At 46.0% G+C, this 20,238-nt stretch carries 20 protein-coding genes; 5 read left to right on the top strand and 15 right to left on the bottom strand.

What is annotated here, in order from left to right:
* Positions 1-614 precede the first annotated feature (614 nt).
* Together AACT21_RS11440 and AACT21_RS11445 are read left to right on the top strand one after the other, a co-directional pair.
* Positions 615-1,271, top strand: a complete 657-nt coding sequence (locus AACT21_RS11440) for a hypothetical protein (RefSeq protein WP_094164078.1) — start codon at positions 615-617, stop codon at positions 1,269-1,271.
* A 55-nt stretch (positions 1,272-1,326) separates the two neighbouring features.
* Positions 1,327-2,562, top strand: a complete 1,236-nt coding sequence (locus tag AACT21_RS11445) for a zinc-dependent metalloprotease family protein (protein ID WP_094164079.1) — start codon at positions 1,327-1,329, stop codon at positions 2,560-2,562.
* Positions 2,563-2,608: 46 nt separating this feature from the next.
* On the opposite strand, the gene AACT21_RS11450 is transcribed toward AACT21_RS11445, so the two are convergent.
* From AACT21_RS11450 to slyA, 3 genes are read right to left on the bottom strand one after another with little or no spacing between them, the layout of a single operon-like run.
* A complete protein-coding gene (locus tag AACT21_RS11450) occupies positions 2,609-3,643 on the bottom strand; it encodes a DUF2955 domain-containing protein (protein ID WP_094147398.1) in 1,035 nt (344 codons plus the stop codon).
* A gap of 12 nt (positions 3,644-3,655) precedes the next feature.
* On the bottom strand, positions 3,656-4,711 hold the full coding sequence (locus AACT21_RS11455) for an HlyD family secretion protein (protein ID WP_017049320.1): 1,056 nt from the start codon (positions 4,709-4,711) through the stop codon (positions 3,656-3,658).
* Positions 4,712-4,717: 6 nt separating this feature from the next.
* A complete protein-coding gene (slyA, locus tag AACT21_RS11460; RefSeq protein WP_094164080.1) occupies positions 4,718-5,200 on the bottom strand; it encodes a transcriptional regulator SlyA in 483 nt (160 codons plus the stop codon).
* 113 nt (positions 5,201-5,313) lie between these two features.
* On the opposite strand from slyA, the gene AACT21_RS11465 reads away from it, so the two are divergent.
* Entirely contained in the window at positions 5,314-6,342 is a 1,029-nt protein-coding gene (locus AACT21_RS11465; RefSeq protein ID WP_017046842.1) for a VirK/YbjX family protein, read from the top strand.
* A gap of 33 nt (positions 6,343-6,375) precedes the next feature.
* Here the strand turns inward: AACT21_RS11465 and AACT21_RS11470 are convergent, their stop codons facing one another.
* The 12 genes from AACT21_RS11470 to AACT21_RS11525 all read right to left on the bottom strand — a co-directional run bounded on the left by AACT21_RS11470 (position 6,376) and on the right by AACT21_RS11525 (position 17,713).
* Positions 6,376-7,134 carry an EAL domain-containing protein gene (locus AACT21_RS11470; protein WP_026028439.1) on the bottom strand — a complete coding sequence of 253 codons (759 nt, stop codon included), beginning with the start codon at positions 7,132-7,134 and terminating at the stop codon, positions 6,376-6,378.
* Between the two features lie 98 nt (positions 7,135-7,232).
* Positions 7,233-8,786, bottom strand: a complete 1,554-nt coding sequence (locus tag AACT21_RS11475; RefSeq protein ID WP_094164081.1) for a cryptochrome/photolyase family protein — start codon at positions 8,784-8,786, stop codon at positions 7,233-7,235.
* A gap of 154 nt (positions 8,787-8,940) precedes the next feature.
* A complete protein-coding gene (locus tag AACT21_RS11480; RefSeq protein ID WP_017049317.1) occupies positions 8,941-9,315 on the bottom strand; it encodes a rhodanese-like domain-containing protein in 375 nt (124 codons plus the stop codon).
* A gap of 50 nt (positions 9,316-9,365) precedes the next feature.
* Positions 9,366-10,463 (bottom strand): ABC transporter permease, encoded by a 1,098-nt coding sequence (locus tag AACT21_RS11485; RefSeq protein WP_013868268.1) that lies wholly within the window; start codon positions 10,461-10,463, stop codon positions 9,366-9,368.
* A complete protein-coding gene (locus AACT21_RS11490; protein WP_017044975.1) occupies positions 10,460-11,386 on the bottom strand; it encodes an ABC transporter ATP-binding protein in 927 nt (308 codons plus the stop codon). Before AACT21_RS11490 ends, AACT21_RS11485 begins: the two co-directional genes overlap by 4 nt.
* A complete protein-coding gene (locus AACT21_RS11495; RefSeq protein ID WP_094164082.1) occupies positions 11,386-12,348 on the bottom strand; it encodes an HlyD family secretion protein in 963 nt (320 codons plus the stop codon). Before AACT21_RS11495 ends, AACT21_RS11490 begins: the two co-directional genes overlap by 1 nt.
* A gap of 91 nt (positions 12,349-12,439) precedes the next feature.
* A complete protein-coding gene (locus AACT21_RS11500) occupies positions 12,440-13,099 on the bottom strand; it encodes an HAD family hydrolase (RefSeq protein ID WP_094164083.1) in 660 nt (219 codons plus the stop codon).
* Between the two features lie 4 nt (positions 13,100-13,103).
* Positions 13,104-14,153: an ABC transporter ATP-binding protein gene (locus tag AACT21_RS11505; protein WP_017046834.1), complete on the bottom strand. Its 1,050-nt coding sequence runs from the start codon at positions 14,151-14,153 to the stop codon at positions 13,104-13,106.
* Positions 14,150-14,953: an ABC transporter permease gene (locus AACT21_RS11510; RefSeq protein ID WP_010318639.1), complete on the bottom strand. Its 804-nt coding sequence runs from the start codon at positions 14,951-14,953 to the stop codon at positions 14,150-14,152. Before AACT21_RS11510 ends, AACT21_RS11505 begins: the two co-directional genes overlap by 4 nt.
* Positions 14,940-15,839, bottom strand: a complete 900-nt coding sequence (locus tag AACT21_RS11515; protein ID WP_094164085.1) for an ABC transporter permease — start codon at positions 15,837-15,839, stop codon at positions 14,940-14,942. The genes AACT21_RS11510 and AACT21_RS11515 overlap by 14 nt, the downstream gene beginning before the upstream one ends.
* A complete protein-coding gene (locus tag AACT21_RS11520; protein ID WP_010318641.1) occupies positions 15,839-16,642 on the bottom strand; it encodes an alkaline phosphatase family protein in 804 nt (267 codons plus the stop codon). Before AACT21_RS11520 ends, AACT21_RS11515 begins: the two co-directional genes overlap by 1 nt.
* 9 nt (positions 16,643-16,651) lie before the next feature.
* A complete protein-coding gene (locus tag AACT21_RS11525) occupies positions 16,652-17,713 on the bottom strand; it encodes an ABC transporter substrate-binding protein (protein ID WP_017044980.1) in 1,062 nt (353 codons plus the stop codon).
* Between the two features lie 212 nt (positions 17,714-17,925).
* On the opposite strand from AACT21_RS11525, the gene AACT21_RS11530 reads away from it, so the two are divergent.
* A complete protein-coding gene (locus AACT21_RS11530; protein WP_017046832.1) occupies positions 17,926-18,678 on the top strand; it encodes a UTRA domain-containing protein in 753 nt (250 codons plus the stop codon).
* 45 nt (positions 18,679-18,723) lie between these two features.
* Positions 18,724-19,950 (top strand): DEAD/DEAH box helicase, encoded by a 1,227-nt coding sequence (locus AACT21_RS11535; RefSeq protein WP_094164084.1) that lies wholly within the window; start codon positions 18,724-18,726, stop codon positions 19,948-19,950.
* Positions 19,951-20,238: the final 288 nt, after the last annotated feature.

The following is a 20,238-nucleotide window of genomic DNA, read 5'->3' on the forward strand; positions in this document are numbered from 1 at the left end:
GTGTCAAGAAATAATCAGATTTATGTCCGAGTAGATAAATATCTTATTTTTTGGTCATGAGGATAAATAGTGAATTACGTTTTGATAAAATACCAAATTAGTTGGTTTACAGTTCCAGAAAAGTGCTCAGCCATAGATTAAAGAGCTTCGAGAATGAAGGCTTTTTCCTTCCCATTGAAAGCTGTAGCGATGTTGGCTACATTTTTAGCTATTGCTATGGGGTGCTCACTTACCATATCGACCTGCAACTTCAAGTTGTTTAGTCATAGACAGCCTAAACTGTATTTTTGCGCTTTTAAGTGCCTTTTTCATAAGACTCGTCGTTATCAAGAGTACCATCTCTTCTTTAATTTTCTCTGTTTATTGCCATCAAACAATAATAACTAATTTATTAATTACGGATTATTGTTTTTCTTTTGGCTTGATATTTTATTTAGCGCATTGCATTCATTTTTTTGAAAATTAGATCATCATTCAAATCTATAAAGTTTGAGTATATTTAACCTTAACTTTATTGACTTAAGATCACGTTATTTAATTGTATTCATACATCTTATGTATCTATATATATGCACGTCTAATTGTCGGAGATATAAAGTTTGAAAGTTAAGATAATGACCATTTTGTTATTAGTAATATTCGGTCTCATTGTTGGTAAATATTACATTAGCCATAGTTCATTAACATTAGTGCCTGCTCCAAAAGCACCGAATAATAACGAGGATACTGATTTTAAAGCCGCAACAGTTGCTGATGAGCGTCAGCTGATGAAGCCACCACGAGAAGATGCATCGAGCGCTGGAGATGCTCGTTCTGCTCTGAATTCAGAGCCTATCACTGAAGAGCGCATGCTTGCGGCACAAACCGTTGATGAAGTATGGCACGACATCAACCCAAGCCCAGCGTTGCAAGCCATTAGGCCAAAAAGTGATGCAGTGACGGAAATCAAAGCGATCGAAATCGAAAATATTGAACAATTCCGAGTTCTGGCAACGGGCGATGCTGTCACGGTCACTATGCCTGATAACCAGCCAGTCAATATCCAAGTCACTTCATCAGAAATTCAGAATGAAGGCGTCCGGACTTGGTCTGGGCAGTTTGAACTCGACGGGGAAGTTTACCCGGCCACATTCACTTTCGGCAAAACGGCAGTACTTGGTTTTATTGGTCATCCCAGTGGTCAAGTGAAGCTTGAAGGCAACGGCAGTGAAGCATGGGTTTACCGAGTACCACCGAATCATGGCTATGACGAAACCTCGACCAGCCATTGATACCTAAAACGCACGGCTTTGTGTGTTAATAAAATAAATAATGTAGGAGTTTTCTATGAAAATAGCGTCATTGGCATTAGCCGTGGTGTTAGCAACGCATGCGTTACCGAGTAGCGCAACCACAGAAATTGATATTCTAGGTGTTTACACACCTGGCACCGCTGAGTGGTTTCAGAAAGATCACGTGGCTCAAATCCAGCACCGATTTAACGTGGGAAATGAAATTCTGCGTCAAAGTGGTCTGGACATCAAAGTCAACTTAATTGGCACGAAAGAAGTAAAATACGATACGCAAAGAGGGCTGAAAAAATCGCAAGAGCAGGCGCTTGATGCGATTACTCCCGGCAATAAACAAGATCCGGCGTTTGCCGATATTGAGCAATATCGTAAGCAGGTTGGCGCGGATATGGTGGCGCTGTTTCGTAATCTAGATATTAAAAATTCTCCTGATTATGAAGATAAAGGTAATGGTACTTACATGCTGAGCTGTGGTCTAGCATGGATAATCCCTGCCGCGTATTGGAACAATAGTGCGCGTTATGCGCAATCTAGAATGTACAGTCATAGCTATTTGAATGAGTGTGGCGATGATACGTTTATTCACGAATTAGGCCACAATTTGGGCTTGAACCATGCTCATGAACAGTACAATGGCGAACCCCATCTTTCAAATGGTACAGAGCAAGATGCGTATGGTTATGGGGTTCAAGGCCAATTTGCGACGACCATGGCCTATGGTTTCTTATTTGGTATTCATAGCCGTTCTTACACATTCTCTAACCCAAGCAAAGTGTGTAAAGGTCAAGCATGTGGTGTCACTGACTACGCGAACTCGGTGCGAGCGATTGGCCTGAGCGCGCCACACATTGCGGCGATTTATGCACGTCCAGATGGGAGTAATGACGGAGGAACGTCACCCACCGAACCGACTTCGCCCCAACAAGCCATCTATGATTTACAAGGGCCTTTTGCCATTCCCGATCATGCACAAGGAGAGTTAGCACTTCCGATTAATGTGACTTATCAAGGAAATGCGGAAACGGCCACTATTCAACTTGATATTGAACACCCATTTGTGGGTGATGTTTCAGTCAAGTTGTATGCACCTGATGGTGGCTATTGGAACTTAAAATCGTATAACCAGTATGATCGCAACACGGCTTATCGTGTTCGCTTTACACTCAGCGGAATGCAACAAATGAACGTGCAAGGCCAGTGGCGTTTAGTCGTGGCGGATCACTATCAAGGTTTAACGGGTGTATTAAATTCGGCACGCTTATCCTTTGAATAAAGGTTTGCTGTGATGTTGACCCTGCACCTATGTGCAGGGTTTTTAATTACTGGCCAAATTGGGTGGCTTTGAATTGATTCAGCAATCGATGGATCACATAGGTTGTAAGTAATGTGGCGACAATAGCAAACAAAATACTGCCGACTCGGTACAGGGCACTGAAAATTAAATCATTGCCCGGCGTCAAATATTGACCAAACAAGATCCCCAAGGTAGTCAATGAGCCAAAGCCGACCCCTGAACCGCTGGATTCTTTTACATGCCAGTAGCTAAAGAGCATCGCACCTATCCACAGCAGCGGAGTAACAAATAAAAGCTGACCTGACCAATCGTAGAGCAGCAGTTGGACCGCAATACCGAAAGTGACACCAAGCAGAGTACCCATCGCGCGTTTGCGTGCGTAGCCTAGCGCTCCGTTCCAATGCATCGGGAAAAGTAGCAACAAGGTTGTGGCTTGCGCGGACATTGAATCTTGCAGATCGAATATTTGAAACACAACGAAAGAGAGTGTGGCAATGGTTGCGCCCATGAGCGCTTCATGGCGCATACGATGTGACTCTTTGGCCACGCTTGCATGAGCGGGAGGTTGCCTTTTCTGTGCGTCGGGAATACAGAATGTCACCAGATAAGCGACCATTACCGAAAGCAAATTCGCGATAAAGTTGCTGGTAATCAGATCGTTAAGATCAGTTGTGGGGTAGCTTGCAAAGTGCAGCATGATGCTCAGGCTCAATACGCTGTTCGCTCCAAATAAGAATAAGCTGCCTTTCGACATACAAGCAAATTTGTAGAGAAACAATACGAAAGCCATCATCGTCATCAGTGCCGGATGAGCGCCAAACAGCCCCCCGAGAATGGCTACTTCTAAGCCACAAACGACGGCGGAAGCGAGCAGTTGCTTTGCGGCGTGCGCATTCATGACGGGCACCATGCCCAGTAACAGCATCGGTGTTACGGTAAAAAATACCCCGTAGTTCCAACCCAGTAGTTTACAAAAGGTAAAACCAAGCGTCGCACCTGTTGCTATTCTGACGCATTGGCGAAAGTCATTTTCAGATAATGGATGATCCCAAAGTCGCATTTTTTACTCCGCTTAATAGACGTAGTGCAGAGTGCTCAGAAACTGAATTTGCATTTTTGCCAGCCAAGCAAACGGGCCACTTTCTGGTAGCAACTGTACCGTCGCACGAGCACCGGAAGGCAATGTTGACATCGTTTCATCGAGCGAAAGGTGCACACGCATGCGTTGTGCATCACGCACCCAGCGATTAGATTCTGTTGGAGTGGCTAAACGCCCATTCGCATCAAACTGACCAGTGCTTACCCCAGCATCAAGGCTACGAATACGCGCGGTAAAGACTTCGCCGGGTTTGCTGTCAAAAGCAACTAGGGCGCGGCTATTGTCTGGGAAATGGCGTAAGCTTTTTTCTCTAAAATCAGCAATCACGTCTACATCCGTCGCCACCAATGCAACTAACGGCATACCTGCTGCGGCGTAGGTGCCCGTTTCAAGCTGTAAGTTGGTAATGACACCATCTTGCTCTGCTAGCGTTTGTGTGTAGGCAAGGTTTAGCTTGGCCTGCGCCAATTGGTTCAAAGCGGCGCGAATGCTGACGTTACTCTCGTCACTATTACCTCGACTGACGTGCAATTCTTGCAGGTGAGCTTGCGCTGCAACCAAATTGGCTTTCGCGGCGGTAGCGCCACTTTGTGCATCGTCTTTAAGTTGCTGAGAAGTCCCATTGCGTGCAAACAGAGTGTTTAATCGGTTAGCTTCGCGCAACTTTTGATCGGCAACGATACGGCTTGCCGTGACATTAGCTTCTGCGGCTGCAATCGATGCATCCAATTGAGCGTTACCTTGTACCGCACGTTCATAATTGAGTTGGGCCTGCTCTACCGCCAGTTGATAGGGTTGTGGGTCGATGGTGAAAAGTACTTCACCCTTGTGTACGGTTTGATTATTAGTGACAAAAACATCACTGATTTGACCATTAACTCGGGGAGATATTTTGGTCACAGTCCGCGTTGCCATGGCTTGCGGTGTTAAAGGCATAGCCAAATCGGCCACCAAAAAATAGGCAAAGAGCGCCACAAAAGCGACGATGGAATATTTGATCCAAAGTGCAAATTTTTGATCAGGTGTCATAAGTAATTATTGTTCCTTTGAAGGTGTTGCTATCGGTTTGCTGAGCGTATCTAGAGCGTTGTGTGAGATTTGTTCGAGCGTAAGAGTCAGTTGGTACAATTGTTGATCGTCAATATTACCCAGTAAGTTTTGGCGAACTTGCAAAATACGGGTTTCCATCTGCTTGATAAGAGCACGCCCGTTACTCGTCAAACTGACGATTCGAGCGCGCTTATCGTTGTGACAGCAGTGACGTTCGATCAGCGATTGTTCTTCGAGCTGCTTTAAAGTTCGCATCAAAGAAGCCAGTTCTATTTCTAACGCTTCGGCTAAGGTTTTTTGACTGACGTTGTCACCGAGACGCTGTAATTTCCACAATGCGGTCCAACGAGGATGGGTAAGGCCCAAGGGTGAGAGTTCTCGGTCCGCCACCATTTTCCATAAGCGTGAGAGACGAGCAAACTGCTCAGCGAGTGATAATTCTTTCAGGGTGTGTGTGTTTTCAATCATAACGAGTCACATATTACTTAGCGTGCTAAGTAATATAGTTTAGTTAGCGCGCTAAGTAAATAGCTAATGACGAAGGCTGACATTTTCATACAAACTCAGGACAGCACCTATCAATGAAACACTGTACATTATTTTCAATGAGCGACTCCCCAATGTTTGAGGCTGTCCTAGCTGCTGAAATTCTGGTCCATACTATGATAATTGAAAATAAACTCGACTACCTGTTTAGCCTGTCTGAACTCTCCGAAACGATTTACCCCAATACCAAAGGCTGGTCTAAAATCAGGAAGAATATCCGTTTTTGTTTATGGGGCGTGACCAATGCCTATGCTCTAAAAAGTATGCTGAGGCTGTTTTCGTGCTCCGAGTTAGCGGAGGTATTGAAGCAATGCCCACAGTTTTTGGAAAAACCATTAAAACCTTATCTCTGCGTCAATTGGTCTGCCAAAGAGCGTACATGGCACATTAATCAACATTTTATCTACTTAGTTGAACAGTTTGGCTTTAATGCTGCGAAGTTTTTCTCAGAATCAGGCTTCTCTATTTTTGATTTTTACGACAAAAATGGGGCGAGTTATTCATTAAGCCTGTGCAGTGGAGAGATAAGAGAAGGTTCGTTGGGGCTGCAACTGACGGATGAAAAAGGGCAGAAAATTTACTCGATCAGTTTCAATGTTTCTGATCAAGGGCGCAGTATTTACATTGGTTCACTACAAGGTCCAAGCAGTGGTGTGACCGATCGTAATCAAATCATTAAAGATTTGACGCGCACGACTCACGGCTTAAGAACTAAAGCACTGATGGTTGAAATGATCATGACGCTAGCGCGTATTTTAGGGGTTGAAAACCTGTATGCGATTTCTAACCGCGGCCATATGTATCAAGCGTTGCGTTATATTGGCTCAAAGCGCAAATCAGTAAGCTTTGATTACGATGAACTGTGGACAGAGTACGAAGCAGAGAAAATGAGCAAATATTTGTACCGTTTGCCAACCACGCCAAACCGTAAAGGTGTTGAGACGCTAAATCGCAATAAACGCCGTCTATATACTAAACGTTATGAGTGGTTAGCCGAGGTGGAAACAGCCATGTCGGGCCGTATTGAACAGTTGAAACTTATGCCCAAGCATTTCGTGGTTTGATGGATCCACAAAATTAGAGGCTGATGTTATGGTTCAAAACGTCACTGTAGGCAACGCTTCAAACTCAGGTTTCGCAAAATAGTAGCCTTGCATGAGTTCAATGCCGAGTCGTTTTAGCCATAACATTTCTTGTTGAGTTTCAATACCTTCAGCGAGTGGACAAATCCCTAGCTCAATGAGCATTGCGACAGTATGACGGACGATTGCTTGCTTCGTGATGTCTTGATCGATATTACGCAGCAGTGACATATCTAATTTTACTATTTTAGTTTGGAAGTTAACCAATAGCCCAAGCCCGGCGTAGCCTGCACCGAAATCATCAATCGCGGTAGTAAATCCTAGGTTGGAGTAATAAGCGACGATCCGTTTTATGTGCGCTGTGTCTACGATTTTTTCCACCTCAGTAAATTCAAACATGATCCGTTCTGTCGGGAAACCGAACTGCTTTGCTGCCTCTAATGTGGTGCGGATACAGCGCTCTGGTTGGTAAACGGCATTAGGTAAAAAATTAATGCTCAAAATACCTGACAGTTTTAGTTTAGCCGCGAGTTTAATCGCTTTGATTCGACAAAGTTGGTCAAAGCGGTATCGGTTGTCATCACTGACTTGTTCAATGATGGAGTAAGCCGATTCATTATTCAGACCTCGTACGAGTGCTTCGTAGCCAAAGATGGTGTTATCTGCAACGTTCACTATGGGTTGGAAAGCCATGGTGAAGTCAAAAGGCAAGTTTTGTTTTTCTGAGCATTGCTGGCAAATACGTTGGTCCATATGGACTTGCTGTTGTTGCATAATCACTCACTGATATTTAATCGAATAGCATGATTATAGTTACTTGCAGCGTGCTCACCAAATTGCATAAATAAAAACGTGACCAGTAAGCCGACGAGCTACAGCTCTTCAATATGGTGTAGATAGTATTGAGCTTGATCTAAGATTGCTTGTTGAGTGGCGTTTTCAGTGTTATCCCAATTTTTATAAATCATGCCTATCCTTGGATTTTTGGCTAACCGTTCACGATGAGTGAGCATGAACTGCCAATATAAACTATTGAATGGACATGAATTTAGACCACTACGGCTCTTTACTTGGTAGTGACAATCTTTGCAGTAATCACTCATTTTATTGATGTAAGAGCCGCTTGCGGCATAAGGCTTGGTGGCAACAATTCCCCCATCAGCAAACAGAGCCATACCTCGGGTATTGGGCATTTCTACCCATTGCAATGCATCAATATAAATACCTAAGTACCAGTCATCCACCTCATCCGGCTCGCAACCTGATAGGAGTGCAAAATTACCCGTGATCATCAAACGTTGGATATGATGTGCGTAGGAAAACTCCAATGATTGAGTTACGGCTTGTTTAACACAATGCATACGAGTATCCCCTGTCCAATAGTAGTGAGGAAGAGGTCGTTGAGCATCAAGGGCGTTGTGCTTGGCGTATTGGGGCATGTTCGCCCAATAAATGCCTCGAATGTACTCACGCCAGCCCAAAATTTGCCTAATGAATCCTTCGATTTGTGCTAAATCCATCGTATTGTCATTCTCAAATCGCATGAGTGCACTTTGAATGACTTCTGCAGGCGATAGTAGTTTGCAGTTGAGTGCAAAAGAGAGCCGGCTATGGTAAAGGCTCCAACGATGTGGGCTCTTTGCCGTCATTGCATCTTGAAAGCGACCAAACAGCGGCAAGCCGTACTGACAAAAGTGGGCCAATAATGACAGTGCTTGTGAGCGGTTAATCGGCCATAACAATGAAGGAGTATACAGGCCGAAAACGTGAATATTATGATCCTGTAAACGGTTATAAATTGCACTGACATCGTTTTGAAAGCTAAGTGGTTTGGGTAGGTTTTCTATGTCTTGCACGCTGAGCTTATTGCGATTTTGGTGATCAAAATTCCAACGCCCACCCAAAGGCGTTTGATGATCATCTTGCAGAAGAATACCGAATCGCTTACGCATTTTGCGATAAAACGGCTCCATAATAGTGGTTTTGTCGGTGTTAAAATGCTGAGTGATCTCGTCAAAAGGCAATAAAAAGTGTTCAGTATCAAAACAAGTCACTTGTGTATGAGAGAGGTTTAGCTCCTGCAACTGTTGCCAAACTCGGTATTCATCAGGTCGCTGATAGTGAAAGTATTCTGCGTTGATCTGATGACACAGATCACTAATCAATGGTGGTAGCTGCAAATAATCGGCAGTTTCATCAAGGGTCAAGTAGAGAACCTGGTGTCCCTCACTTTGCAATAATTCGGCAAAAGCTTCCATCGCGGCAAAAAAGGCGCAGATTTTTTGAATGTGATGTTTTACATAGCCTGTTTCTTGTTTAAGTTCAGCTATCACGTACAGTACGGAGTCATCCGTTTTGTTAAACCAAGAGTGCTTGATGTTGAGCTGATCGCCTAGGATCAAGCGTAAGGTTTTGTACGTTCGCATGCTGTATACCGTTGAGATTGGTTATCGAACATCTTCTACGTTCCAATCAAAAAATCGATCATTGTTGCCGAATAACAAGCGCTGTCTTTCTGTTGCGCTTTGAGAGCCAATTAAGAACAAACAGAGCGATAACGTGAATGTGAGTAGGTTAACATCAATTGAGCGGCTTTATTGCCGAAGGATGAATGATCATTTCCTCTAAACCGCCGCCGTTATGTACTTGAGTAAACCCTTGCTCGAGTAAATAGGCCATGGCTTGGCCCGATCGATTGCCGCTGCGGCAGTAAACTACAATCGGTTGTTGTTTATCGATGTGAGAAAAAGCACTGCTAACAGTATCAAGTGGGTAGTTTAACGCACCTTCAATATGGCCAGCTGCGAATTCTGCTGCGGTTCGAACATCGACTAAAAGCGCGCCATTTTCAATCCATTGCCATGCTATCGTTGAGCGCTCCGATGCCAATGCATCTGAGGTATTGGAGATCAGGCCTACACACAATAACGCTTTGGTCATCAGTGACTTTAACATGTTAGTTTCCTTCTTTTGGCTTAAAAATTAGCCTTCAAATGTGAATGGCGTTAATCAAGGGATTTCTTAAATCTCAACGACGCGACGATAATCCCACCGACGGTAAAGCTCAACATCCATAGCGCATCTCGCCATAGATCCATGAGGTTAGCACCGCGCAACACAATCCCGCGGATCATGCGCATAAAGTGAGTCGCAGGCAACGCTTCAGAAATCCACTGCGCTGCGACTGGCATGCCTTCGTAGGGAAACATAAATCCAGAAAGTAAAATCGAAGGCAGTAAAATAAAAACAGTCATTTGCATGGCTTGCAGTTGAGTGGAAGCAATGGTTGAAATCACCAAACCTAAGGTCAAACTGGCGGCGATAAACAGCAGCGTACCGAAGAGAATTTGGCTGATTGCACCATTAATGGGCACGTCAAAAATAAAATGCCCTAAGCCCAAGATGATGAAGACCTGAATTAATCCGACAAAAATATAGGGCACAATTTTGGCGACCATAAGCTCAATAGAGTGAATTGGCGTTGTGATCAGCAGTTCTAAATTGCCGCGCTCTTTTTCTCGCACAATCGCGGCACTGGTGAAGAGGATCATCGTCATGGTTAAAATAACCCCCAGTAAACCGGGCACGATATTAACCGCAGAGCGGCGAGTGGGGTTATAAAACAGCGTGACTTCAAAGGTTTTGACGGTGGCTGGACGAATGTCAAAATCAAAATCGGTCAGCGGCATGGATTGCAGACCTAAAATGGAGGCACTGATCATCGTATCGGAGCCATCAACAATCCACTGACCTAACACGCGTTTTTGCACCGCGCGCTGGGTGAGATCTTTTGGCAGGATCAGCGCTGCTCTCACGTTACCTTGTTCAATCGCATGTTCAGCTTGCTCTGCTGTGGCAAAAGTGTGTTTGACGCTCACAACCTGTGTGGCTTTGACTGACTCTACAATTAACCGTCCGAGGGTACTTTCACTTTGATCAACGATGGCGATCGGAATATTGCGTACGTCAGTATTGATGGCAAAGCCAAACAGCAACAGCTGGATCAGTGGGATCATCACTACCATGCCAAACGTAATTCTGTCTCGCGAGAGTTGGCGTATCTCTTTCACCATCACCGCTTTCATTCGAAACAGTGCTTTCATTGACGCCCCTTGCCAGTCACAGTGACAAAGACATCTTCCAAACTTGGGCGAGCTAGATTCATCTCAGCTTCAGCCAGTTCAGGGAAGGTTGTTTTTAGCCACGCGATAGGTTGTGTGACTTGTTGATGAATAAGGATCCGCAAGCGGATGCCAAGTTGCGCAGCAGAGCGAACCTCCGCCCGAGCCATGACTTTTTCTTTTAATTGGCGCAAATTATGGGCTCGGACTTCGACAATGTTGACGCCCATCGTGTTCATTAAGGTTTCTGGCTCACCATCTGCACGAATTAAACCCGATTCCATGATGGCTAAACGGTGGCAGCGTTCCGCTTCATCCATGTAGTGAGTGGTGATCAAAATGGTGGTGCCTTGGTCTGAAAGATCGAACAATTGTTCCCAAAATTCCCGTCTATTTTCAGGATCGACCGCCGACGTTGGTTCATCCAAAAACAGCAGTTCAGGTTTATGCATCGTGGCGGCTGCTAGTGACAAGCGCTGCTTTTGGCCGCCACTCATCCCACTTACGCGTTGTTTTCGGCGCTGATCAAGCCCATAAGTGCACAACTGTTCATTGAGCCGTTGTGCCAATGCTTTGCGCGGCATACCAAAAATTTGCCCAATAAATTGTAGGTTTTCCTCTACGGTCAAATCATCGTATAACGAAAATTTTTGCGTCATATAACCAATTTTTAGGCGCAATTGCTCGGATTGTTTTGGGATCGCTAACCCCAGCACATCAACACTGCCGGAGGTAGGGCTTAATAAACCCGTGAGCACGCGAATTGTGGTCGATTTGCCACAACCATTTGGGCCGAGAAAACCGTAAATGGTTCCTTTGGGGACACTCAGATTGATGCCTTCAATCGCAGTGAAATCCCCAAATTTTTTGACCACATTACGGGCGTGAATGGCGAGTTCAGTCACTATTTTTGCCTCGCTAAATCGACTTGCGCCGGAATGCCAGAAGGGAGCGATTGCGTGGATTCGGGCAGATCCACTTCGGCTAGATACATTAAGCGGGCGCGTTCATTTTCGGTCAGTGCGTAGTAAGGCGTGAAAGAGGGTTCCGTTGCCACCCAACGCACAATGCCTTGCAGCGGCTCTTTTATACCGTCGATATGCACTGGAAACTGTGCGCCCGGCACGACCGCTAAACGATGTGGTGCGGGAACGTAGACACGAGCATAAGGGATGCGGCTTGCTTGGATGATAGCGACAATGCCGTTGCTTGGGACGCGCTCACCCAAGTTGTACGGGAGGTTATCCAAAATTCCATCGCGGGTTGCGACAATGGTTAACTCGTCGAGCTTTTGCTGTTGCAGTGAGACGTCGGCTTTGGCGGCGGTCAGCGCCGCTTGGGCTTGTTCAATATCTTCAGGGCGAGTACCAGCGGTTAGCTTAGCAAACTCTTCTTTTGCAGAATCGAGTTCGGCGCGAGCGGCGTCACGCGTGGCGGTGGCGCTGTCTTTTTCTGATTGGCTGAGGAGCTTTTTACCGACCAGTTCTTCCACACGTTTGAAGTTTTGCAACGCCTCTGTCAGTTTGGCTTGCGCGCGATTGACTTTGGCTTGTGCGGCCGCCGTGTCTTCTTGGCGTTCACCATTGCTCAGTTTGAGCAAATACGCTTGCGCTTTGGCCGCCTCTGCGAGTGCATGGGCCAGCACCGCCTGCTGATTTCTGGTATCTAGTCGAACCAATATTTCGCCAGCATGCACTGCGCTGCCTTCCGCGACAGGAAGCGCGCGAATGATCTCATTGGCGGTGGCGGAAAAAGTGATGCGGTCTCGCTCTAAAGTGCCCAATGCTTGCGCGCTATTTTCCGGCGAGCAAGCATTGAGAGTTGACAGTAAAAGAGAGATAAAGGCAATGCGATGTTTCATGCTCATGGCGAGAGGCTCGGTTAACTTATTGTCTTCATACTAGAAGTTTACCGCCAGTGCCTCAAGCTACATGGTTCATCAAAAGTAGAGGATGTGATTAGCCCCACTTTAATATCGGCCATCGTTGGGGCTGAGCGTATTGGATGAGGCGCGTGCATGGGTTGACCAAATAGGTGAAATCGGCGTGTAGACACAAAGGTAAATCATTGATCGAGTCAGTGAAAAAATGCACTTGACCCACGTATTGTGGGCGCTTAGCTAGCCATTCATTTAAGCGAGTGACTTTACCGTCTCGGTAGGTGGGTGTTCCCAAAATATGCGTGGTGTAATGGTTGTTCTCTATGACCATATCGATACCCATCGCCTCTGCAACGCCGATTTTACGGGCGACAGCTTTAACCAAAAAACTGACAGACGCAGAAATAATGAGCATTTGGATACGCTCGTCCGTTAACTGTTTAATGAGTGCTTTGGCTTGAGGAAATAGCCTAGGTACGATGCGTGTAGTGACACAATCGTCCGCCAAGCGCTGGACTTGCTCTGTGGGCAGGGTGAGCAAAGGTTGCATCGCAAAATCGAGGTAATCTTCCATGTCCATTTCACCGCTGGCATAGCGTGACATGATCAGCCTATCCTGCGCGACAAAATCAGGGTCGCTCGCTATGCCCTTATCGGCCAAATATTCGCTCCAAATCATTGCGCAGTCGCCGTCAATCAATGTGTCGTCCATATCAAAAACGTATAGAGGTGTCGGCATCTATTTAGGCTCTCACAGGTTGTATTTCGTTAAGGTTAAACAGTAATTCTAGCTGACTGCCAGTGGCAAATAATCGCTCTGATGAACGATTGAGTAAATCGACCGTGAGCTCGCAGCCTCGCACATCCACATGGTAGCGAATGACATTACCCAGTAATTGGTGATGCTTGATGGTGCCATGTTGCGGCGCAGAAACATGGGCACCATAGCTCCGCCCAGCTTCTTTGACGTAGATGGATTCGGGGCGAATAGCCACTTTCCAAGCCGTGTCTATGTTAAACAACTGCTTGGCGGTGGCCGCCTCTACTAAATTGTAATGGCCCATAAAACCAGCCACAAACTCATTGGCTGGCTGAGTATAAATGCTTTCTGGGGAGCCTTGCTGAACGATTTCACCTTGGTGCATTAAAAAAATACGATCAGAGAGAATCATCGCCTCTTCTTGATCATGGGTTACAAATACGGTGGTGAGATTGAGCTCTTTTTGAATATCACGGATCTGCTGGCGCAAGTGTTTGCGAATTTTGGCATCCAGTGCTGAAAGGGGTTCATCAAGTAGCAAAATACGCGGCTTGACCACTAAGGCGCGAGCTAAAGCGACGCGTTGGCGCTGCCCACCCGAGAGCTGGTTGGGATAGTGTTTTTCTTTCCCTATCAGCGAAACCAGTTCGACCACTTTTTGTACTTCGCGCGCGATGTAAGCTCTGTCTTGCCCTTGCATTTTGAGGCCAAAAGCGATGTTTTCAGCCACCGTCATATTCGGAAACAGAGCGTAGGATTGAAACACCATGCCAATGCCGCGTTGCTGTGGTGTTTGGTTAGTGATGTTTTCACCGTTGACCCAAATTTCGCCGTCATCGACGGGATTTAAGCCAGCCAAACTGCGTAATAGAGTCGATTTCCCGCAGCCGCTCGGACCAAGTAGCGTGACAAATTCCCCTTGCTCAATGGAAAATTCAATCCCTTCAAAAACGGTATTGTTGCCAAAGCGTTTGGTGAGGTTGGCGACGTGGACGTAATCAGAGCGAGAGGTTGTGTGGGTCGTGGAATTCATTGAGTGGATCCTCGGCTAAAACGACTGGCGAGCCAAGTCAGTAAAAAGATAAATAGGAAGTAAGTCATCACTAACGCGGAGGTGAAGTGACCACTAGTCTGACGCATGTTGTAGAGATAAATCTGCAAGGTTTCATAGCGCGTGCCGACCAGAATGTTCGCAAATACAAACTCGCCAAGTAGAAAAGAGAAGGATAGAAACAGCGAAGCCATCAACCCTTTTCTAATGTTTGGCAGTACGATCAGTAAAAAAGCACGGCTGGTGCTTGCGCCGAGCAGGTGCGCGGCATCCATGAGATCGTGTAGATGGATCGCCTCAAAACTGTTGGCAATTGCACGGTACATAAACGGCAGCGCAATGGTGAAATAAGTGCCAATCAAAATCCAAGGTGTACCCACAATTGGAAATTGGCTATCGGCGTACAGTTGCAGTAATCCAACTGAAGAGACCACAGGCGGTACCGCAAAAGGAATTAAAATCAGCAGGTTCATTACTTTATCGAGACGAGGGAAATAGTAAAACACCACGAAGATCGCCGGAATAATCAAAACCGCGCTGAGTGTCAGAGAAGCGATGCCAATCAGCAATGAGCGGCCAAATGCATCGAGAAAGCGAGGGTCGGTCAGCAGTTTGAGATACCAGTCAAAGGTGAAGCCATCGGGTAAAATCGTTGCGCCCCAGCGTGAAGAAAAGGAATAAACCAAGGTGGCTAAAATGGGCAGCAACATCACTCCCACGATGGAATAGACCACACTTTTATGAAAGGTGATTTTATCAAGGGTAGGATTAGCGTTTTGCATGGGTGTTCCTTGCGCTATAGCTTTTCGCAATTAGCCACTGATTGATCACAGTAATGAAGGCTAAAATTAGCATCAATACCACGGAAATGGCGGCGGCTAAATTGGGCTCTAAGAACAGATCTCCCGCCACTAAACTGGCAATGCGTACCGTAATGACGTTGTAGTTGCCGGAGGTGAGTGCGTAGACGCTGGCATATGCGCCCATCGCATTGGCGATTAGGATAATCAAGGTGCCGAGTAGGGCTGGTGAAAGTACAGGCAAGGCGATTTTCTGCCAATATTGCCATCCGTTGGCACCCAGAGTAGATGCCGCCGCTTGCCAGTCATCACTGAGCGCATCAAATGCAGGATAGAGCAGCAGCACGCCAAGAGGGATCTGAAAGTAGATATACATCGCCAGCAGTCCCCATTTGCCGTACAGGTTGAACTCTTCAATCAAACCGTATTGCTTTAGCAGCAAAGTCAGTGCGCCGTTGACCCCAAGAATAATAATGAAAGCGAATGCCAAAGGGACGCCCGCAAAATTACTGCTCATATTGGTAAAGGCGATCACACCATCGCGCAGCTTGCCATCGACTCGGCGTAAGGAGGCGACCAACATTGCCGCAATCGCAAGGCCCGCGACGCTGGACCATATGGCGAGCCACAAACTGTTGCCCAACCCTTGCAAAATAAAGGATGAGCTGAAGATTTCGCGATAATGGTCTAGTGACCATTGATCGTCAGAGATAAAGCTGTTGAACAAAACCCACAGCATGGGGGCAAGCTGAAATAAGTAGAAAAACAGCGCAAAAGGAGTAAGCCATAACGCAGGTTTGAGTTTGCGTGCCCAGTGCGTTGATTGGCTCAGCAAGGCGCTAGGCTTGCTAATTACTTGGCTACTGATCATGCTAAGCACTCCGCAGAAAAGGGCTTATTGTGATCAAGATTAAGCAGTTGGCAGCATAGGCCGCAGAGCTCAGTTTGTTTGATCTCACAAGCTTGGTGCGAAAATTGATCGCCCAATACAAACAGCGGGACGTTGCGCTCTTCGGTTAATATTCCGCCGTGTGACTTGTCATTGTTCATGCCGTGATCGCTGGTCACCATCACTTGGTAGCCATCGTTTAGCCAGCTTTCTAAAAAGTGAGATAACAGCGCATCGGCCATGCGTGCACTATTACGATACTGTCCTGAATCAAGGCCAAACTTATGTCCAGCATCATCGATATTCATTGGATGGATCAGTAAAAAATCAGGCTGATGAGTACGACGTAAGTGTTCGGCGTCTAAAAACAGTGCTTCATCGGGATAGTGATCCCAGTGATAAAAACAGCCATGCTGAATATTGAGTGTTTTATCACAGGTAAAACGATCGCGCGTTGCATCAAAAGGCGCGCGGTTATAGAGCTCGCTGACCCAATGATACGCCGCTGCGGCTGTTGTCAGCCCTTGCTCTTTTGCCAAACTGAAGATGGATTGATGATGTGAAAGGCGCACAATGTGGTTATGAACAATGCCGCTTTCGACAGGCTTTACGCCAGTGAGTAGACATTCATACAAAGGACGCGATAACGAAGGTAATTCACATTGTAGGGAGTATAAGGTTGCTCTTTGCTGCTCAATTAATCCGTTTAAGTAGCCCATGCAATCACGGGCTACGGAATAATTGAGTCCATCAAGAACAACAAGGATCACCTTATTGTTCATGGTTGCCTCTTACTGCTGGTGGATAATGACATTTTCTTGCCATTGACGTGGCAATTGACGAGCTGATTTTTCCCAAGCATTAAAGTCGCTAATTGGGCTCACGTTCTGGTATTGATCGTTAGCAATCAATTTGCTTTGTACCGCAGCAGGCAGTGCAACGTTGCTGCGGATCGGGCGAGCATAGCCTTGTGCAAGGTTGATTTGGCCTTGATCGCTAAAGATGTATTCACGTGCTAGCTTGGCCGCGTTTGGGTTTTTGGCGTATTTATTGATGATGGTGGTGTAGCCGGAAATCACAGAACCATCTTGCGGAATGTTAACGGTAAAGCGGTTACGGTCAATTTGGTCACGGTAACTTAGGGCGTTGAAATCCCACAATACGGCCACTTCAACTTCACCTTTTTCGAGGTTAGCGATACTTGGGTCTGTAAATGATAAGCGCCCTTGCTTGGCGAGTTTGGCAAAAAATTCGATTGCCGGATCGAGGTTCTTTTCACTGCCACCATGAGCAAAAGCAGCGGCTAGTACGGCATTATTTGCTTGCGCAGCAACACCGACATTACCAATACTGATTTTGTAATCGCCTTTGAGCAAATCGTTCCACGTTTTTGGCGCATTCTTGACTAGATTATTGTTCGAGATAAAGGAAATGGTGCCCGTATAAGCCAGAGCCCAGTGGCCATCTTTATCTTTGGCCCAGTCAGGGATGTCATTCCAAGTGCTCGGTTTGTACGCTTGAGTTACGCCTTTTTTCACCGCCACGCGAGCAAACGCAAAGCCAACATCACCGATATCGGCGGTCGCATTTTTCTTTTCGGCTTCAAACTTGGCAATTTCTTGCGCTGAGCTCATATCCGTATCTTGGTGTTTTAGGCCATAAATCTTACCTAAATCGCTCCACGTATCTTGCCAGTTAGCCCAACTGCCGGGCATACCAATGCTGTACACTTGGCCTTCTTGTTTCGCTGCGTTGATCAAAGATTGTAAATCAGCCTCTTTAGCAAAAGCCGAAGTTGAAAGAGTCAGCGCAAGTGCTGTGGCAGTCGTTGCGCGGGTAAATAAGGTTTTCATTGTCGCTATCCTTCTGGACTAGGTCAGTAAGTTCGATTTTTATCCTAGGGAAGAACTGTGACGTTTTCGGTGTAGTTATTTGACATTTTTGATGATTTTCTATTGCACTTTTATTTCAAATTCAATCAATTAGCCTGTCATAAATCTGTTATCTGCCTTAAGTAGTCTAAAAGACGTTTATTCACTCTGTATAATATTGGACTAGGTCACGCATGAGATTTCGCAGCCCTTTGCCAGTGGCAAATGCTCCTTTAGAAAAGACCCAACTTGGTAACATTAAAGGCACCCTTCGTGAGCAAATTTGCAGTGGGATGCTGAGCGACAGACAAAAACTGCCATCTGAACGTGAATTGAGTGAATTGTTTAATACAACGCGCATTACAATTAAAGACGCTTTGGTTTCACTGGAAACCGAAGGGTTGATTTACCGAGAAGAGCGGCGTGGCTGGTTTGTCTCTCCGGCGCGAATTCATTATAACCCGCTATCGCGTTGCCACTTCCACCAGATGATCCGCGAGCAGCACCGAATCGCAGAAACTAAGCTAGTTGCGGTACGCAGCGTGATGGCTTCTCGTGAGTATGCAAGAGCGATGGATATTGACCGAATTACGCCCATTCATATTATTGAACGGTTGCGCTCGATTGACGGGCGAGCGGTACTGTTTGTCGAAAACTGCCTGATTGCGCAGTGGTTTCCAAAGATATTAGAGGAAAATTTAACCGCTTCGTTAACGCATCTCTATCAGCAAAAATACGGTTACATCACCACGCGTTCTCGTTTTGAGGTGATCCCTACGGCTGCGCCTCTTCATGTGGCAAAAGCCCTTAACTTGGCTGCTGGCCAATCTGTAATGAAAATTTGTCGAGTTAATTACAAACAAGATGGCGAGATCATGGACTGCGAATTTGAGTACTGGCGGCCAGATTCAGTCCTGATCCGTATCGACAGTTGTGATGGAGAATGAATAGCTTTAGACTCGGCGCAACCTTTTTCACCCTGCTAGTCGTTTATGAATTTTTCTAAGCTTAACTTAAGCGCCCCTTTGATGGCTGCGCTGCCTGCGTCGCGACACACGGCGACCAAAATCCAACAATTGGCTATTCCAGCCGTACTTTCTGGGCAAGATGTGCTTGCCTTCGCGCAGACGGGCAGTGGTAAAACGTTAGCTTATGGTTTGCCTTTACTGCAACGGATTGAAGTTAATACTCTTGAAATTCAATCCGTTGTCATTGTTCCTACCCGTGAATTAGCACAACAAGTCAGCCAAGAGCTGAGTACCGTGGCAAGCAAAATGGGCATTAGCTTATGCACTTTATGCGGGGGAGTGGCCCAAGAAGAGCAGCTTGCGCAGTTGGCCAAATTACCGCATTTAATCGTCGCGACACCGGGCCGCTTGCTTGATTTACTCACACAGCAACTGATCTCATTGGAGTCGATGCACAGTGTGGTGTTAGATGAAGCTGACAGACTGTTAGATATGGGGTTTTGGCCGGATGTACAACGCCTGCTCAGTTTTATGCCCCAAACCAAACAAACGTTGTTGTTTTCCGCCACACTCGCCGCCGATCTCGAACAGGTGGCATTGGCCGTGTTAAATAACCCGGTAAAGATAGAGGCGAATCAAGCTAATCAAGTGGTGGAAGAAATTGAAGAGCAGCTCTACCTTGTGAATAAGGGCAGTAAAGCACAAGCATTAATTGCTCTGATTAAGCAGCGATCTGGGCAGCAAGTATTAGTGTTCATTAGTGCTCGTGATAGTGCTGACGCGGTCGCGAAAAAATTACTCAAAGCGGGTATTCGTGCGGCGGCTTTGCATGGTGAAAAAGATCAAGTTATTCGCGAGAAAACGTTAGCTGATTTCAAAGCGAATCAAGTGGATGTACTGGTGGCCACCGATTTACTGGCGCGTGGTATTCACATTGACGCGCTGCCAGTGGTGATCAATTTTGATTTACCGCCTAGTGCGCCAGTTTATATTCACCGCGTTGGCCGCACTGCGCGTGCTGGTCAAGGTGGTGTGGCAATTTCACTGGTCTGCCATGGTGAAAGCCAAGCGCTGGAGGCAATCCGCAGCTTAACGCAGCGCGCTTTACCGCTGCAGGCGTTGACCGATTTTCCAGTGACAGACCAACCGACCAGCGGTGAACCGAAGCGCAAACCGCGTGATAAGCAAGCCAACCGCCGCAGTGCTCAAAAGCGCAGCGTGAAGCAGTTTCAACAGAAAACAAGCCATTAAGTAGCTCAATATACGCATGCTATTGTGCGTTTTGATGGAGTAAGGAAATTAAGTGACTCAGGAAATTTATGCATTTATTACGATTGAAATGGCACATTAATCGAGTTTATGTGTAAATTTTCAGCAGCTTATTGTGAACAACCTATCATTATTGGACTAAATCAAGAAAATGCAGTATTCAGTTTCATGAGATTATATTCACAATTTTAGAATCATTTCTAGGATAAATATTCTTTAATCCACGTTATTAACACGATTGTGGATAATTAGTCGTTAATCAATCATTAT

The sequence above is a fragment of the Vibrio sp. V08_P9A1T1 genome (assembly GCF_963874405.1).
GTDB lineage: Bacteria > Pseudomonadota > Gammaproteobacteria > Enterobacterales > Vibrionaceae > Vibrio > Vibrio anguillarum.

Coding starts and splice junctions, on each gene's coding strand:
- AACT21_RS11455 (WP_017049320.1), bottom strand. CDS start 4,711: ATGACACCTGATCAAAAATTTGCACTTTGGATCAAATATTCCATCGTC.
- slyA (WP_094164080.1), bottom strand. CDS start 5,200: ATGATTGAAAACACACACACCCTGAAAGAATTATCACTCGCTGAGCAG.
- AACT21_RS11525 (WP_017044980.1), bottom strand. CDS start 17,713: ATGAAAACCTTATTTACCCGCGCAACGACTGCCACAGCACTTGCGCTG.
- AACT21_RS11535 (WP_094164084.1), top strand. CDS start 18,724: ATGAATTTTTCTAAGCTTAACTTAAGCGCCCCTTTGATGGCTGCGCTG.
- AACT21_RS11495 (WP_094164082.1), bottom strand. CDS start 12,348: ATGAGCATGAAACATCGCATTGCCTTTATCTCTCTTTTACTGTCAACT.
- AACT21_RS11480 (WP_017049317.1), bottom strand. CDS start 9,315: ATGTTAAAGTCACTGATGACCAAAGCGTTATTGTGTGTAGGCCTGATC.
- AACT21_RS11520 (WP_010318641.1), bottom strand. CDS start 16,642: ATGAACAATAAGGTGATCCTTGTTGTTCTTGATGGACTCAATTATTCC.
- AACT21_RS11485 (WP_013868268.1), bottom strand. CDS start 10,463: ATGAAAGCACTGTTTCGAATGAAAGCGGTGATGGTGAAAGAGATACGC.
- AACT21_RS11470 (WP_026028439.1), bottom strand. CDS start 7,134: ATGCAACAACAGCAAGTCCATATGGACCAACGTATTTGCCAGCAATGC.
- AACT21_RS11475 (WP_094164081.1), bottom strand. CDS start 8,786: ATGCGAACGTACAAAACCTTACGCTTGATCCTAGGCGATCAGCTCAAC.
- AACT21_RS11450 (WP_094147398.1), bottom strand. CDS start 3,643: ATGCGACTTTGGGATCATCCATTATCTGAAAATGACTTTCGCCAATGC.
- AACT21_RS11530 (WP_017046832.1), top strand. CDS start 17,926: ATGAGATTTCGCAGCCCTTTGCCAGTGGCAAATGCTCCTTTAGAAAAG.
- AACT21_RS11440 (WP_094164078.1), top strand. CDS start 615: ATGACCATTTTGTTATTAGTAATATTCGGTCTCATTGTTGGTAAATAT.
- AACT21_RS11505 (WP_017046834.1), bottom strand. CDS start 14,153: ATGAATTCCACGACCCACACAACCTCTCGCTCTGATTACGTCCACGTC.
- AACT21_RS11465 (WP_017046842.1), top strand. CDS start 5,314: ATGAAACACTGTACATTATTTTCAATGAGCGACTCCCCAATGTTTGAG.
- AACT21_RS11500 (WP_094164083.1), bottom strand. CDS start 13,099: ATGCCGACACCTCTATACGTTTTTGATATGGACGACACATTGATTGAC.
- AACT21_RS11445 (WP_094164079.1), top strand. CDS start 1,327: ATGAAAATAGCGTCATTGGCATTAGCCGTGGTGTTAGCAACGCATGCG.
- AACT21_RS11510 (WP_010318639.1), bottom strand. CDS start 14,953: ATGCAAAACGCTAATCCTACCCTTGATAAAATCACCTTTCATAAAAGT.